8 protein-coding genes are annotated in these 16,189 nt (G+C 59.1%); 5 read left to right on the forward strand and 3 right to left on the reverse strand.

The window, feature by feature from the left end; all coding sequences use genetic code 11:
* Positions 1–252: 252 nt before the first annotated feature.
* On the reverse strand, positions 253–9,012 hold the full coding sequence (locus IPI80_RS06195; protein ID WP_413858711.1) for a GH36-type glycosyl hydrolase domain-containing protein: 8,760 nt from the start codon (positions 9,010–9,012) through the stop codon (positions 253–255).
* Positions 9,013–9,344: 332 nt separating this feature from the next.
* Here IPI80_RS06195 and IPI80_RS06200 point away from each other — a divergent pair, with 332 nt between their 5' ends.
* Together IPI80_RS06200 and IPI80_RS06205 are read left to right on the forward strand one after the other, a co-directional pair.
* Positions 9,345–9,923 (forward strand): hypothetical protein, encoded by a 579-nt coding sequence (locus IPI80_RS06200; protein WP_413858219.1) that lies wholly within the window; start codon positions 9,345–9,347, stop codon positions 9,921–9,923.
* Between the two features lie 45 nt (positions 9,924–9,968).
* Positions 9,969–10,235, forward strand: a complete 267-nt coding sequence (locus IPI80_RS06205) for a DUF883 family protein (RefSeq protein WP_413858221.1) — start codon at positions 9,969–9,971, stop codon at positions 10,233–10,235.
* 20 nt (positions 10,236–10,255) lie between these two features.
* Here the strand turns inward: IPI80_RS06205 and IPI80_RS06210 are convergent, their stop codons facing one another.
* Positions 10,256–10,864, reverse strand: coding sequence for a class I SAM-dependent methyltransferase (locus IPI80_RS06210; protein WP_413858223.1), 609 nt, complete (start codon positions 10,862–10,864; stop codon positions 10,256–10,258).
* Positions 10,865–11,025: 161 nt separating this feature from the next.
* Here IPI80_RS06210 and IPI80_RS06215 point away from each other — a divergent pair, with 161 nt between their 5' ends.
* The 3 genes from IPI80_RS06215 (at position 11,026) to IPI80_RS06225 (ending at position 14,239) form a co-directional block, all read left to right on the forward strand.
* On the forward strand, positions 11,026–11,583 hold the full coding sequence (locus IPI80_RS06215) for a ferritin-like domain-containing protein (RefSeq protein WP_413858225.1): 558 nt from the start codon (positions 11,026–11,028) through the stop codon (positions 11,581–11,583).
* Positions 11,584–11,617: 34 nt separating this feature from the next.
* Entirely contained in the window at positions 11,618–12,886 is a 1,269-nt protein-coding gene (locus IPI80_RS06220; protein WP_413858713.1) for a PQQ-dependent sugar dehydrogenase, read from the forward strand.
* A gap of 192 nt (positions 12,887–13,078) precedes the next feature.
* Positions 13,079–14,239, forward strand: coding sequence for an ATP-binding protein (locus IPI80_RS06225; RefSeq protein ID WP_413858227.1), 1,161 nt, complete (start codon positions 13,079–13,081; stop codon positions 14,237–14,239).
* Between the two features lie 63 nt (positions 14,240–14,302).
* Here the strand turns inward: IPI80_RS06225 and IPI80_RS06230 are convergent, their stop codons facing one another.
* Positions 14,303–16,105 carry an FAD-binding protein gene (locus IPI80_RS06230; RefSeq protein ID WP_413858229.1) on the reverse strand — a complete coding sequence of 601 codons (1,803 nt, stop codon included), beginning with the start codon at positions 16,103–16,105 and terminating at the stop codon, positions 14,303–14,305.
* Positions 16,106–16,189 lie beyond the last annotated feature (84 nt).

The following is a 16,189-nucleotide window of genomic DNA, read 5'->3' on the forward strand; positions in this document are numbered from 1 at the left end:
GGTTGCAACACGCCCCCTGGCGACCTGCGTGATGGAAAGAACCCCAGTGTAGTCGTCGACACTGGGCACGACTGAACTTCGCTATTAAATCAATAGCTGTATACGTATATTCTACGAGGGCTAGCGGCTGATTTTTCATAAGGATTTGCTGCATGACCCTAGCGCACGGTGCTCACGCGGGTCACGTTCGTAAGCCCCAACTGTGCGCGCGTTACTGGCGATTGATCTGTGCGCCAGCGCGCTCTAAACACGCTAAACACGGATCATGCGTACTTCCACCGCGTGATCCTGCTGGTCATCCACCAGGTCCACCGCCGCTGTGCGTTGCGTCACGCCGTCCACCACCACCACAATCCCTGTTGGCGGCCCGCCCGGCTGTGCGCCAATCTGCGTAACCGCGATGGCGTACTGCGTCTGCCCAAAGCGGTACTTGACCTTAAAGCCCGGCCACTGAACCGGTGTGCAGGGTGCAAAACGCAACTGCCCGGACTCCAGACGCAAACCCAACAGCGATTCGAGTACCAGACGGTACATCCAGCTGGCCGATCCGGTGTACCAGGTCCAGCCGCCACGCCCCTCGTGGGGTGCCACGGCATAGACATCGGCAGCAACCACGTATGGTTCCACCTTGTACGTGTTGATCGCCTCCAAAGTATCGCCATGGCCAATGGGGTTGATCACGTTGAAGCACTCCCAGGCCCGCTGTGCATCGCCCTGCTTTGCAAAGGCCATGGCGGCCCAGATGGCCGCGTGCGTGTATTGCCCGCCGTTCTCGCGCACCCCGGGAACGTAGCCCTTGATATAGCCGGGATTGAGCGCCGACGTGTCAAAAGGCGGCTCCAGTAGCTTGATTAGCCCATGGTCCCGGCGGACCAGGCGCCGGTCCAGCGCTTCCATGGCGATCCGGGAGCGCTCAGTCTCCCCCGCGCCCGACAGCACGGACCAGCTTTGCGAGATCGAGTCAATCTGGCCTTCCGGGTTGCTGGCCGATCCCAGTGGCGTGCCATCGTCAAAGTAGGCCCGCCGGTACCAACCGCCATCCCATCCATGCTGGTCAATGGAGCGGCGCAGCACATCGGCATGCACCAGACATTCCCGCGCAAAGGCGGCGTCGCCATGCGCCAGCGCCAGGGGACTGAACCGCACCAGCGCGTCGTACAGAAAGAACGCCAACCACACGCTTTCTCCGGTGCCGGCTATGCCGACCAGGTTCATGCCATCGTTCCAGTCACCTGAGCCCATAAGGGGCAAGCCGTGTGCGCCAGTGGGAAGCGCCCGGCGGATGGCCCGCACGCAATGGTTGAACAGGGACGCGCTTTCGTTGGAACGGGTTGGCAAATCGTAGTACGAATCCGTGTCCGGGTTGACAGGGCGCCCTTCCAGAAACGCCATGGTTTCATCCAGAACAGAGACGTCATTGGTCGCATCGACGTAGCGGCAGGTGGCCTGTGGCAACCACAGATAGTCGTCGGAGCAATGGGTACGCACACCCCGTCCTTGCGGTGGGTGCCACCAGTGCTGCACATCGCCTTCGACAAACTGCCGCTCGGCGCAGCGCAGCAGATGCTGACGCAGTAAGTGTGGTGCGGTATGCACCAGCGCCATGGTGTCTTGCAACTGGTCCCGAAACCCATAGGCCCCACCCGACTGGTAGAAGCCACTGCGCGCCCACAGCCGGCACGCGATGGTCTGGTACAGCAGCCAGCCGTTTGTCAGCACATCCAGACTCGGGTCGGGGGTCTCGACCTGGACGGCACCCAATATGTGGGACCAGTAGGCCTGCACAGCGTGCAGAGCGCTTTGCAACGCATCGGGCTCGTGAAGGTATTGCGCCATTGCATTGGCCTCGTTCCCGCGCCGTCCGGATGCGCCGAGCCGAAAACTGACTGTGTGAGTGTCCCCGGGTGCCAGTTCAAACGGAACTTGCAGTGCCGCGCAGGCGTCCAGGCCCGCACCGACGCGGTTGGATAGCTGTGTTCGACCCATGGCAGCGGGGTTTCGCAGGCTGCCGTTGCGCCCCAGAAACTCGCGACGGTCCCCGGTAATGGTCACATGGGGCGTACGGGTTGCACCATCCACATCAAAGTAGGCAATCCGGTCGCCAAACTCGGGGTTGTAGTGGTTGCGCGCCAGAATGGCGCCGCTGGTGGGGTCCACTTCGGTGGTGACATGCATGGCAGACTTGGCACGCAAGTCCCCCAGCACCCACTCCACGTAGCCCGTGGCTGACAACTTCCTGGCACGACCACCATCGTTGCGGATTTTCAAAACCGAGAACTTGATGGAGGCTTCCAGATCCACAAAAACGGTCAGCTCGGAATGGATGCCATCCTCAACATGCTCAAACACGCTGTAACCAAATCCGTGGCGGGTGACGTAGGGTGTTGCGCTACCGCAGGGCCATGCTGTGGGCGACCAAAACGTGCCCGTCTCTTCATCGCGCAGGTAGATCGCCTCACCGCTGTGGTCGCTAACCGGGTCATCGCCCCAGGGGGTGTAGCGGAACTCATGGGCGTTTTCACTCCACGTGTAGGCCGAACCACTCTCGGAAATTACGGTACCGAATCGCGCGTTGGCAATCACATTGACCCACGGAGCGGGAGTCGATTGCCCGTTTGCAAGGGTGATGATGTACTCCCGACCATCCGCAGAGAATCCGCCCAGACCGTTGAAGAACAGCAGGTCATGCGGTGTCGAGAGGGGAATGCGTGAGGCTTCGGATGGCCGCAAAGCAGGCACTGCCTGGTCAAGTAGCGCTGCTTCGCGCTTCTCCTTGGCCGAGCGGCGATTGACCTGCTCTGCCAGCGTGCCACGGGTGTCTGCAATGATCACCCGGGCGACAGTCTGGAACAGCGTACGGTCTTCCTGGGACATTTGCTCGGCGGCCCGCACAAATATGCCGCCGGGCCGGTCGGTGTAATTGGCCTCAACACCCGCGGCAATCAACCCCATGATCTGTTCCTGCAAGAGCTGACGGTATCCGGCGTGGTCTTCGTTCCAGATCACCAGATCAACTGCCAGGCCTTTGAGACGCCAATACGCATGGGCCTGCACCAGTTGGCGCACCAGTTCAATATTGTCCTGGCTGCCGATCTGCAGAAGCACGATGGGCAAATCGCCCGATACGCCATAACCCCACAGGCCAGACTGACCCCGGGCGTTGCGTGCCAGCACGCTGGTCTCGGCGCGGTGTGTTGGATTGGTGTAGATGACCGAGCTGGCCAGACGACCAAATAGCTGGGCATCGGACTCGGTCGCGTTGATCTGCTGCAGGTTGACCCAGCTGTGGGTCCACGACAAATCAAACACACGGTCGGCCAGATGCCGGTCGCGGTATTTGCCTATGAGTGCCAAGGCTGCGTCGCGGGTTTCACCAATACCGCTGACCACGTCGACAGTAACTGTTTGTTGCGGATCGAGCGTAATGTGGTGGCGAATCGCCACGATCGGGTCCAGCACCGAGCCTTGCGTGCCGGACAAAATTCCGGACTCGTTCATGGCCTGCGGTGAATCGGTTGAGCGACCGCGCCCAACAAACCGCATGCGGTCGGTTTCATAGGATGCAACACCGGTGTCGCCACCGTGAACCGCCATCAGGTGGAACATCCATGGCACATGCTCGCCCTGCGAACGCGCGCGTCGGTTGCACAAAATGGCCTGCCGATCCCGCAGTATTTCCGTCTGGACAAACAGGTTGCTGAACGCGGGGTGCAGCGCATCGGCCGCGGCAGGGGCCAGCACCACTTCCGCATAGCTGGTCACTTCAATGGTGCGGCGTGTGCGCGCCCGGTTGGTGATCCGCAAGCGGCGTAACTCGATGTCATCTTCCGGTGATACGACGATCTCGGTATGCGTATCGTAGTCGTGATCACGGCGGCGAAATTCCGCCCTGCCCTCTGAAAAAATGGCCTCGTAGCTGTCCGCTTTGTGCAGGGTTGGCTGGTGGGCATTGGACCAGAGTTCACCGCTAGCCACATCGCGCAAATAGAAAAATGCGCCCCAGTTGTCACGTGTGGCGTCTTCCTGCCAGCGGGTAACGGCCAGATCCTTCCAGCGACTGTAGCCACCACCGGCCTGGCTGACCATGACGTGGTAGCGACCATTGGAGAGCAGTTGTACTTCGGGTATGACGGTATCCGTATTGCGCAGCAGGCGCATGGGCATTTCCGGGCCAACACCTCTTGCGCGCGTATCGCTGAGGTCGGGAATACTGACATGCAAAACCGCCGCATTGGGAATGCGCTCCTGCAGCAGCAACACCGTAGCCTGGAACAAGGGATCGGAGACAAACCGCTTTTGCATCGGTTGGTCCAGCAGGACATAGGCCAGGGAGAGAAGGCTCATGCCCTGGTGGTGTGCCATGAAGGAGCGCACCACCGCACTGGTTTGCCCACGGGGCACGCGTGCCGGCGTAAAGTCGATGGCTTCAAACATGCCATAGGCACCTTGTAGCCCCAGGCCCACCAGGCGCTCCAGGTTTTGGCAAGCGGCATCCGGCATCACCATCAAGGCCAACGCCGAGGCATAGGGCGCAACCACCAAGTCGTCGGTGAGTCCGCGCTTGAGTCCCAGACCGGGTACGCCGAACGCGCGGTACTGGTAATTCAAAGCCGCATCGACCGTGTTGTATCCCGATTCAGACATGCCCCACGGCAAGTCGCACTGTCCACCATAGGCAATTTGACGTTCCACCACCGTACGGCAAGTCTGGTCCAGCAAGGTGTTGGCGTAGGTCGGCATGACCAGCATGGGCATCAGGTACTCAAACATCGAGCCGCTCCAGGAAAGCAGCAACGGACGGCCGTCGTTGCCAGTCAGCAGTCGCCCCAGGGCAAACCAGTTTTCCTGCGGAACCTCGCCTTGCGCAATGGCCACAAAGCTGCACAGACGCGCCTCAGAAGCCAACAGGTCGTAATAGCCGGTATCGCGGCGCTGTTCATCCACGTTGTAACCAACGGCGATCAGATGGCGCGCCTTGTCGTAGAGAAAACCATAGTCCGCATCGGCCATGACAGCCGCCTGCTGCGACAGTTGCTGAATTAGCGCCACCCGTTCCCGCGCCCGCACCGTTGCCAGCAAAACCAGTGGACGCAGTTCAGCCAAAAGATGGGTCTCCTGCGGCGTGGGTGGCTCAGCACCGTTGCGCGCAAAATGCTGCTCCACAGCGTGTTCCAGCGCAGCGTCCAGGGCGACCAGATCGCGCAATGCAGGCACAGCGCCCAGCCCAGGGATGTGTTGCAGCCACTGGGGAAGTTCCGCGAGGGCAAGCCAGGGCAGAAGGAACTCCAGGTCTTCCAGGGTGGACTGGCATTGGCGCAGCAAGGCGTGCGTCCACTCTGCCAACTCACCAGGGGCGGCATCTTTCGATGCGTTATCCACCGGATGGTCCAGGGACAAACACAAGGCAGCAATCCCCATCAGCCAGCGCCGCACCACCACCACTTTGGTGGAGTGAACATCGCAAGCCGATTCGATATCGCGCTGCAAACGGAACAGGGAATGCGTGGCTTCCGGTGTGGCCATGGATGTGGCGGCGTCAGCCAGGTTCCCCATGGCATCGCCCAGCCCTTCAAATGCTCTGGTACACAGGATTTTTTGGTCTACCAGACCCAACAGACCAACGCGCAGGGTCAACAAGTGCCCCGACAGGTTGCCACTGTCCACGGCCGAGACGTACAACGGAGGCAATGGCATCAGCGTCTGCGTGCTGTACCAGTTGTAGAAGTGCCCTTCGTGCCGATCGAGCTCTTCCATGCTGGCCAATGCCAGGCTGGTGCGTGTCAGCAGCACACCCGGCGGAATGTAGCCAAAATCGTAGGCGGCCAGGTTGGCCAATAATGCCAGCCCCATATTGGTCGGCGACGTACGGCGTGCCAGCACGGCAACTGGCTGCTCCTGGTAATTATCAGGCGGCAACCAGTGGTCATGGGCGGTCACGAAGGTCTCAAAAAAGCGCCAGGTTCTACGCGCCAGTTTATGCAGAAACACGGTCTGAGCGGGCTGCAGGCGCACGGTACGCTCAGGCAGCGGGCAACTGACCCACCAGGCCAAAGCGGGCGCAACCAGCCACAGGGCCAGCACCGGCGCAGCTACCAGCAATACGGCGGAATGGGTGGTCCAAAGGATCACGCCGATTGCCACCGATAGAACCGGTGCCATCCACATGCGCGCGTAGCTGCTGCGCAGGGCCCCTGCCCCACCAACCGGCGGTGCGCTGCCCGAAGGCATCCACTCCAGAACACGCTTACGTGTCAAGGCGATGCGCACGGTTGTGCGCAATATGGCATCCAGACTGGAATACGCCTCATGCGGCAGACAGGCCAGGACAAACGTAGCCTGCGCCACCTGGCGTGCTGCAGATCGCAGTGAGGTGGTCAGGTGCTGGCGCACCGAGACATTCTTGGGCTTGCGCACCAGGCCCAGTCCGACGGCAGCCAGCGGCGCAATGTACAAGACCCCGAGCACCGCGAGTGTCCACAAAAGCGTGGGGACAGGCTGCAACCAGCCAATGAGCAGAAGCGATACCAGTGCCGCCGGCACCAGACTGCGCCGCAGGTTATCCAGAATTTTCCATTGCGAAAGGCCCGACAGCGGATTGCGCAACCGCGTCGCTCCCGGTCCGGGTACGCGTGGCCACAGCCAGGAGGCAATCTGCCAGTCGCCCCGGATCCAGCGGTGGCGCCGGCTGACATCTGCGAAATAGTTGGATGGGTAGTCGTCATACAACTGGACGTCGCTGATCAGTCCGGCGCGGGCGTAGCAGCCTTCCAGCAAGTCGTGACTCAGTATGCGATTCTCCGGGAGCCGGTACTTGAGTGCATGCTCGAACGCATCGACGTCATAGATGCCTTTGCCGATGAAGGAACCTTCTTGAAACAGATCCTGGTAGACATCTGACACCGCGCGGGTGTAGGGGTCGATACCCGCATCGTTGCCGCACAGACTGGCATATCGGGAACTGTTGGTGCTGGTCAGACTCACTGCCATGCGGGGTTGCAGGATGCCATAGCCTTCGGTGACACGTTCCCGGGCCTCGTCGTAACGGGGACGATTCAGGGGATGCGCCATGGTGGCGGCAAAGGAGCGCGCCGAATCCCGTTGCAACTGGGTATCGGTGTCCAGTGTGATGACGTACCGCACCGACTGCAAGACACTTGTGTTGCCGACGATGTGCGAGAAGGCATCCCGCGATCCCCCGCGCAACAAGCCATTGAGATCTCCCAATTTGCCCCGCTTGCGCTCATACCCCATCCAGATGCCTTCAACAGGATTCCAGCGACGCGGGCGGTGAAACAGAAAGAATCGTTCGCTGCCAGCGCTGTTATATTTTGCATTGAGGGCTTCGATGGCCTTGACCGCCCGGTCCAGCAATGGACCATCTTCGGGTGCAGTTTCCCGCGGACTGTCACGAAAATCCGTCAGCAACCCAAAATGCAGATGGATATCCTGATTGGCCAGGAAACGCACTTCCAGTGCCTCTACCAGTTCATCAACCTGCTCCAGGCGCATGAACATCGTCGGAACAACCACCAGCGTACGCGCCTCGGGGGCAATCCCTTTGGAATAGTCCATGCGCGCCAGCGCATGCGGGGTGGCCATCAGCGTGACGCACCAGTTCACCAGGGCGATGGCCAGTTGGCTCATGCCCAGCATTGCCAGCAATCCAATCACAACCAGCAACCACACCGAGGCACCCCGACTGGCCGCGGATGCTACCAATTGCCAGGTTGCGCCGACGCTTAGCAAGGTCGCGGAGCCCAGATACAGTGGCAGCGGAATCCACCGGTACAACCGGCGCAGCGCATCCAGGGGCGCTGGCTTTACTTGCGCGGCGCGTTCCAGCTGCGCCAAGCCCCGGTCGATCAGGTAGTAGCCGACGTGCGTGCGGCAATCATCCGCGGTGACTCCTGCTTGGTCCAGAGCTTCGTGTGCCAGCTGGATGGCTTTTCGCGCCAGATCGCCCTCACACAGGTGGCTGCGCCGGGCCAGCTTTTCGATCACATGGCGGTAGCGGTCGCGGGTGGCGAAATCCATGCGTGCATAGACACCCTGCGGGTCTTCGCACAGCTTGTGTTCGACCCCACTCATAGCCTCCACAAACATGCGCCAGTCCGTGGCCCCCAGAAAGCGCAGACTGCCAATGGTGTTGCTGGTGCTGACCTGGTTGACCGCCTGGCTTTGCGTTTCGGAGTGCACCATTTGTTCAATGGTCAGTCCTGATTCGGAGAGTTGTTGCTCGACCCAAGTCAGGGGCAAGGCCAGCGCAGAACTGTGGCCCTGCAGGCGCCTGGCCAATTCAGCTACGAAGGAGTTGACCAGCGGAGGATTGGATCGCGCCATATCCGATATCACCAGAATCAAATTCTTGGGATCGTGCTCGGCCACCCCAACCATTACATCCGCCCACATGCTGGCCCGGTTGCGGTCCAAAAGACTGTCTGCCACCCTTACGCTGATGCGACGCATGTTCTCGATCAGTGCCAGGCGCAGCATGATCGGGATCGCCCAGAGTTCACCCAGCTTCAACACCGATACTTTCTGGTACGCCGCGACAAAACGATAGAGGCTTTCGGCATCCACCCGACCATCACCGTGGGCGATGACGGCCAGCGCAATGTCATATACGCGCGGCAATCCCTTGGAGGCACCGTTGGCCAGCACGGGCAGCTCGCGGCTGTAGCCTCTGGGAAAGTGCGCCCGGGCCATCAAAATTTGCTCTTCGATGAGGTAGAAGTTATCCAGCAGCCACTCACCGGCCGGCGTGACGCGCCGGCTCAACTGAACTGCTTCCACGAGCAGCCCGTAGGCCCGGTTTAATACGGTCTCGTTATCGGCCAGACGCTCCAAGAGGTGGTCCTTGGCGCGGCCTGGGAACAGAGTGTGCGAGTCAGCCAGCGTCCTGCCCTGGCGTTCCATCTGTTCGGCACTGAGCAACCTGGCGCGCAGCGGCGGCTCAGTGATCGCGTTGGGCGTAAAGGGAGTTGCCTCATCCATTCGTCCAAACGCACGCATCAGTGATATGCGCAGGCTGTGAATACTGGTTTTCAACGGTGCACCCCCTGAATGCCGCAGGACCACCTTGGCCCGCGCTGGAATCACGGCGTGACCTGCGTTGTGCGTACCAACACACTGTAGGCAACGCAAACAGGCATCGTCTGTTCGAAACCGAACATATCACATGCCAGCCCTCGTAGAAAACAGGAAATACGCTACAAAAACAATAGCGAACTCAATGTTCGTTGGCATACAGACGCAGGCACGGCGCTGCCCTAATCTGCGTACAGGGACGTCGCACTACCACGCGGCGCAACCTATTCAGCACCCAACTATAGAAAGAACGCCCAATGAAAACAACCCATATCACTGCAGTCTTTGCTGCTTTGCTCCTGATCACAACTGCATCCATGGCTGCCACCGTAACACCGGCGCAATACAAAACCAGCAAGGCCGACATCGTTGCCAAGTACAAGCAAGAAAAGACCACATGCAAAGCGCTGAGCGGTAATGCCAAAGACATCTGCAACGAACAGGCCAAAGGAAGCGAAAACGTTGCAAAGGCCGAGCTGCTGGAAGAGTACCAACCGTCGGTTAAACACCGCTATGCGATGCGCATGGCGCGCGCCGACGCGGACTATGCGGTAGCAAAAGAGAAATGCGATGACGCCGCCGGCAATGTCAAAGACGTTTGCCGCAAGGAAGCCAAGAGCGTCTACGTTACTGCCAAGGCAGATGCCAAGGTCGCCGAGAAGACTTCAGAAGCCATTGGCACTGCCAGCGATAAAGTTGTTGATGCACGCAAGGATGCTGCAACCGACAAGAACAACGCCGCCTACGCTGTTGCCAAGGAGAAGTGCGATGCATTGAGCGGCGATCCGAAAGACGCCTGCATCAAAGATGCCAAGATGAAGTACGGTCAACGCTAATTCACCTTTGCACTTCACATTAACTACACACAAAAAGGATTCCCCATGGGTGAAATGAATGACATCTCAAAGGCCGTCTCGCACGCGGTGGACAACGCTACCGATAGCGCACATGACGCAGCACACTCGCTTTCACTGGCTGCCAACAGGGCTTCGCGAATGGTGAGCGAAAAGGGTGAGCAGTTGATGCACGCCCAGTCCCGGATGACCAAAAGCTGCCAGGGCTTTGTGCAGGAGCGGCCACTCACGACAGTGGGTATCGCTTTGGCAACTGGTGTAGTGCTGGGCTGGCTGCTACAGACCAAACGGTAAACGCGTCTGGGGCGGGTGGTCTAGCGGCCACCCGCACACTCCAGTTCAAACAGCGGCACTTCGGCCTTGCGGCTGAGCCACATGCCGCCGCCCACCTCCACAAACCCTTGCGTCAGACCGCGCCGGTACAGTTGTGCCCGGTGGCGGAACAAGCGGGGGTCGGTCAGTTCTTCGTCGATGGTCTCGCGTTCGTAGTCTTCGCGCGACACCGCTTCTACATACAGCGCCCCCCGGCACAGCGTGCCCAGGTTGTGCAGCGCCAGTTGCAGGTCTGCCGGGCTCAGGTAGGGCAACACCCCCTGGCAGATCACCAGGTCAAACGGCTGATCACTGTGGAAGTCGACCACCGAGCCGCGCAACCAGCCGTAACGCGCACACAGGTATTCGCTGAACTCCACGCCCTGGTAGCTGGCGTCAGGAAAATGTTGGGCCAGCACACCCTGCCACAAGCCAATGCCACAGCCCACATCCAGAACCCGTTTGACGGGCACGCGCAGGTACTTGAGGTAGCTGCACACAAAAGTGCCCAGCCGTTCTACATGCTGGGTGTCGACCACGCTGGTCTTCTTGTCGAAGTAGTAGCGCTGGTAGTACGCCTCGTCGAACCACTGGTCACTCGCTGATTGCACGACTAATCCTTGTTGGAGCACCCCGCCGTGGGGCATCTGCTGGGAGTATGACGCAGTGGATGCAACCCGCGACTGACGCGGCAGTGCGTGCTTCAACGCACAGACGTTGGCGAACGGTCGCCGCACACTGAGCTCCCCTGAGTTACTGAAAAAATTCCATTATGAAAAACGACCATACCCCCGTCTCTGTAGCCGAAATGCGCAGCCGCGCGCGCAAGCATGTGAATGACGGTGCCGTTACCGCGGATTACAAAGGTGACCGCAAACAAGTGCTGAAAATGTTGAACGAATCTCTGGCCACCGAAATTGTGTGCGTGCTGCGCTACCGACGCCATTACTTTACGGCCAAGGGCATTCATGCGCCTGGCGTTGCCGCTGAGTTTTTGGCGCATTCCAATGAGGAACTGGGCCACGCCGACTTGCTGGCGGCGCGTATTGTGCAGTTGGGTGGTGAGCCCGACTTTGCGCCCCGCACGCTGGAAGCACGCAGCCATGCCGAATACATTGAAGGCAGCAGTTTGCAAGATTTCATTCTTGAAAACCTGGTGGCCGAGCGAATCGCAATTGAGAGTTACCGCGAATTCATAGCCTACCTGGGCGAGAAAGACCCCACCACGCGCCGTTTGCTGGAAGGTATTTTGGCTGTGGAAGAAGAGCATGCCGACGAACTGGCCGATCTGCTGCAACACATGCCCAAGGACCAGTCACGTGCCACCTGAGGTCAAATTGGGTGTGGTACTCATCAGCCTGGCAATGCTGTCAGGCTGTGGCGATATGGCCAAAGTGCCGATCCTGGCGGGCACAGGCCCGCAGCCTACGTTGGAAGCACCACGGCCCAGTCTTATTCCGACCATCAACATTGCGCCTGCGTCTGGTTGGCCGATAGGCATGGTGCCTATTGCTGCCCCAGGCACCCAGGTACAGGCCTTTGCCAAGGGGCTGGATCATCCCCGGTGGCTACAGCTGCTACCCAATGGGGATGTGCTGGTGGCAGAGTCGAATGCACCCGAGCGACCGCAAGACGGCGAAGGCATCAAGGGCTGGATTGCCACCCACATCATGCGCCGTGCGGGTGCGGTAACCGTCAGTGCCAACCGCATCACCCTGTTGCGCGACACCAATGGTGACGGAGTAGCCGACTGGAGTGCACCCCTATTAACCGGCTTGAATTCACCCTTTGGCATGGCCTTGGTGGGCGGCTACCTGTATGTTGCCAATACCGATGCGCTGATGCGTTTCCCCTATGCCACAGGTGACACCCACATGACGGACCCTGGCACCAAGGTGTTGGACCTGCCAGCCGGCCCCATCAACCACCACTGGACCAAAAGCCTGATCGCCAGCCCGGATGGCAAGACGCTGTACGTGACAGTAGGCTCCAACAGCAATGTCGCGGAACGCGGTATGGCGGTAGAAGAAGGCCGGGCCGCAATTTGGGAATATGACATTGCCACGGGCGCCCACCGGGTGTTTGCCTCTGGTTTGCGCAACCCCAATGGCATGGCTTGGGAGCCACACACTGGCGCTTTGTGGACAGCGGTAAACGAGCGTGACGAATTGGGCAGCGACTTGGTGCCGGACTACATGACCTCCGTGCGGCGTGGCGCTTTTTATGGCTGGCCTTACAGCTATTTCGGCCAGCATGTGGATGTGCGGGTTAAGCCGCCCAACCCCGAAATGGTGGCCAAGGCTCTGCCGCCCGATTACGCGCTGGGTTCTCATACTGCGTCTTTGGGGCTGGCTTCGTCTGTCGGTACTACATTGCCCCAACAGTTTTCGAATGGCATGTTCATCGGCCAGCATGGCTCCTGGAACCGCAGGCCGCACAGTGGCTACAAGGTGATTTATGTACCCTTAGCGGACGGCAAACCATCCGGACCGCCCGTGGATGTGCTGACAGGTTTCCTGAGTGCAGAAGCAACAGCCTATGGCCGGCCGGTAGGGGTGGCGCTGGATAAGACCGGTGCGCTGCTGGTGGCCGATGATGTGGGCAACATCATCTGGCGAGTGCATAGGAAATAGCTGCAATGCCATCACCGATTTGGTGTATGCCAAGCGCACGGGCCTGGCGCAACGTTACCATCTGCCAGCTATAGAAGACATGCTCTGCGTCAATTTGCCGCTCGCGTGTATCCTGCACGCAGTTGCTTTGCATTTCTTTCGCCATTTGGCGTCTGAATCGCCCGTCTGAATCGCCACATCGAAAGAAGTCCCATGCGCCTGTCCAAATTCATATTGGCCAATATGGAAGCCATCCTGCAAGATTGGGAAGACTTCGCTCGGACCATCCACGCGACCATTCATCTGATGACAACAAAGGAACTGCGTGACCATGCAGAAGCCATGCTAAAGGTCGTGGCCACCGACCTCGATACCTATCAGGCACGGCAGGAGGGCATCGACAAATCGCAGGGCCTTGCACCTCCGGTAGCCGGAGATACCCCTGCAGAGACCCATGGCGCCGAGCGCATTTCGTCTGGCTTCACCATCGAACAGCTCACGGCGGAATACCGGGCCTTGCGCGCGAGCGTACTGAGACTTTGGCAAGACGACATCATTAACATCACCGCTGGCGAGATCAAAGACATGGTCAGGTTCAATGAAGCGATCGACCAGTCGCTAGCAGAAGCCGTCTCGCGCTATTCGGAAATGCAGCGTGACTCCCAAAACCTGTTCATGGCCATTCTGGGCCATGACGTGCGATCCCCACTCGGGGCCATCAGCATGGGAGCGCAAATGCTGGCGAGTAACCCGGGTCTGACTCCAAATGCAGTCAAGACGGCTGCACTCATAGTCAGTAGCAGCAATCGCGTTGCTGAAATTGTCTCTGACCTGCTCGACTTTTCAACAAGCCATCTTGGGGACGGCATACCGGTCACTACATACCCAATGGATTTTTCACCGGTATGCACCACCATTGTTGAAGAGATGCGCTTATTTCATCCTGGTCGGCTCATCCGACTGGAAATAGCGGGCAACATGGAGGTGATTTGGGACAGCTCGCGCATCAGCCAGGCGTTTGGCAATTTGATCTCTAACGCGATTGATCACGGCTCTCCTGAGGAGCCCGTCGTCGTCAAGGTTGGTGAGAACTCCAATGATGAAATCAGCTGGACGATCCAAAATGCGGGCGAGGTGATTTCGTCGGCCCAACTGAGAACAATTTTCGACCCAGCCAAGCGCTTTGCCCTGCGCCCGGCGAGCGAGCGCAAGCTAAGCGACAAGATTAACCTGGGACTAGGCCTTTACATCGCCCGTGAGATCATTCTGGCGCATGGTGGGCGAATCGGGATCACGTCCAACATAGAGGTCGGAACGATCTTCACCATCCACTTGCCGCGCAAGGGCAATAGCAAGAACGCGAGCACGCGATAGTTGTAGGGCCTGGCAGGGAGCGGCTCTGTAGGCAGGTGAACTTTCATTCGGGCAATGTCACGCTTAAGCCTTTTGCGGCGTAAAGCCATCTTCGCTCCAGGCCTCACTGCCAACGCCATGGCGCACAAAAAACAAACCTTCTGGATCAACTAGCTGCTTTACAGATTGCAAGCGCGCATAGTTGGCACCCCAAAATTCCCGCTGCCAATTGTCGTTGAAGTAATTGCTCTCAGACACATAGGATCCGCCATTCGGTGCTAGCTGTCTCAGCAGCGCCATAGCCCGGTCAATACGTCGAGTCTCAACCTCTGCCTCTATGAAACTCCGTGCTTTGCTTAAGACCGAACGTTCCAGCCCAGCGTACGACGGCTTTCCGCCCGAGGCGATGATGACCAGCGCAAATGCGTCCAGCACGGCCGGGTTGGTGGCACATTGGCGCGCTTGCTCAATCACTTCTTTGGTCGCACCAGCCAAACCTTTGTTGAAGTGCAAACCAACGGAATGCTTGTCGCTGGCAGCAATCAATGTATCGACCAGGGTCTTGCGCTGGTCTTTGGCCAGTAAGCGCGAAGGTAGCCACAGGGAGTCGTAGCCATAGATCGTCATGCCTACTTGATCTTGATCACCCTCCCACCAGGCATGGTACGCAGGCGCGCCTGCACGTTGATCCGGCCGAAGTGAGGGGTTCCAGGCGATATCCCACCAAGGTTGAGCGTCCCACGCACCGGCGCGGAGTTTTTCAACCTCTTCATAGTGCTCCGGCACCGCGCGCACAAACTCGAAAAACGGCTTCCAAACGGCCATGACTTGTTCGTTGCTAAGGCCCTGGCTACACAGACTCAGTTTCAAGCTGCGATCCGTGCCCAAACTGATTTGCTCGCCCCAGTGCGGGTTAAAGAGTTGATCCGCATAAAAGTCCATCACACGGGTCACCAAGGTGGCGAAAGCTGAATCAGACTTAGCCCGAATCTTGCCACCCACATAGCCAAAATACTTGGGTAAGTCATGGGTGCGCAAAACCACTTTGGTGACTACACCCCAGCTGCCACCGCCGCCGCCTTTGAGTGCCCAGAAAAGTTCAGGGTTGGTACAGGCATTGGCCACGCGCAATTGCCCATCAAAACAAACCACTTCGGCTTCCAGCAATCCCGCCGCGGTCAGCCCAAAGCCTTTTGAAAAACTACCAAAACCACCGCTTTGCACCAGCCCGGCAACCCCCACATCGGTGCAACCACCGCCTTGGACATAGCGTCCAGCCTTGGTGGTCACTGCATGGTAGAGATCGCTCCACACGGCGCCTGCACCGGCGCTGACTGCAGGCACGGCAGACACCGTCCCTGCGCAACCTTGCGGCACAAATTTGTCGATGATTTCGACCCGATTCATGGATCGCGTCCAAATCAGCAAAGAGTCTTGCGAGCTTGAAGTACCTTGGTAGCTGTGACCCGTGCCTTTGACCACCAGACGCAGCTTGTGCTCACGCGCGAAACGCACACCAGCGGCTACATCATCATGTGTGTTGGCTTGAATTGCGTAAGCACTGGGTTCGTTCTTCCAGGCGTTGAACCAGCCTGAAACCTGGGTTGCCGACGCTTGATCACCCAAAAAGAAAGGGTTGCTCAAATACTTGCCCAGCTCAAGGCAAGCGGCACTGACCGCACTGCGCTGGCAAGGCGCAAATAGCGTCTCAAGTTTTATCAAACGACCCTTGAGCGTTTCCCCTAGCTTTTGCCAAAGCGCCACGCTGGGCCATGCGGCGTCGCCAGGTCGCACACGAGTGAGGCCACTGGCCGCCCCAGCAGAAACGGGCAGCGCGCTGGCCAGCGGCAATACCAAGGCGGCTCTGCATAGATCTCTTCTATCCACGGTGGTGACTCCTAATTCTTGATCCATCCATTTTTGCGGATCGTAGGCATACCCTCGCTCTGGACTGGACCGAAGGTGACGCAG

Source organism: Candidatus Aalborgicola defluviihabitans, assembly GCF_016705985.1.
In the GTDB taxonomy this organism is placed as follows: Bacteria; Pseudomonadota; Gammaproteobacteria; order Burkholderiales; family Burkholderiaceae_C; genus Allorhodoferax; species Allorhodoferax defluviihabitans.

Bases quoted from the DNA above. Each gene is read 5' to 3' on its own strand.
- IPI80_RS06195 (WP_413858711.1), bottom strand. From the start codon at position 9,012: ATGCGTGCGTTTGGACGAATGGATGAGGCAACTCCCTTTACGCCCAAC.
- IPI80_RS06200 (WP_413858219.1), top strand. From the start codon at position 9,345: ATGAAAACAACCCATATCACTGCAGTCTTTGCTGCTTTGCTCCTGATC.
- IPI80_RS06205 (WP_413858221.1), top strand. From the start codon at position 9,969: ATGGGTGAAATGAATGACATCTCAAAGGCCGTCTCGCACGCGGTGGAC.
- IPI80_RS06215 (WP_413858225.1), top strand. From the start codon at position 11,026: ATGAAAAACGACCATACCCCCGTCTCTGTAGCCGAAATGCGCAGCCGC.
- IPI80_RS06220 (WP_413858713.1), top strand. From the start codon at position 11,618: ATGCTGTCAGGCTGTGGCGATATGGCCAAAGTGCCGATCCTGGCGGGC.
- IPI80_RS06225 (WP_413858227.1), top strand. From the start codon at position 13,079: ATGCGCCTGTCCAAATTCATATTGGCCAATATGGAAGCCATCCTGCAA.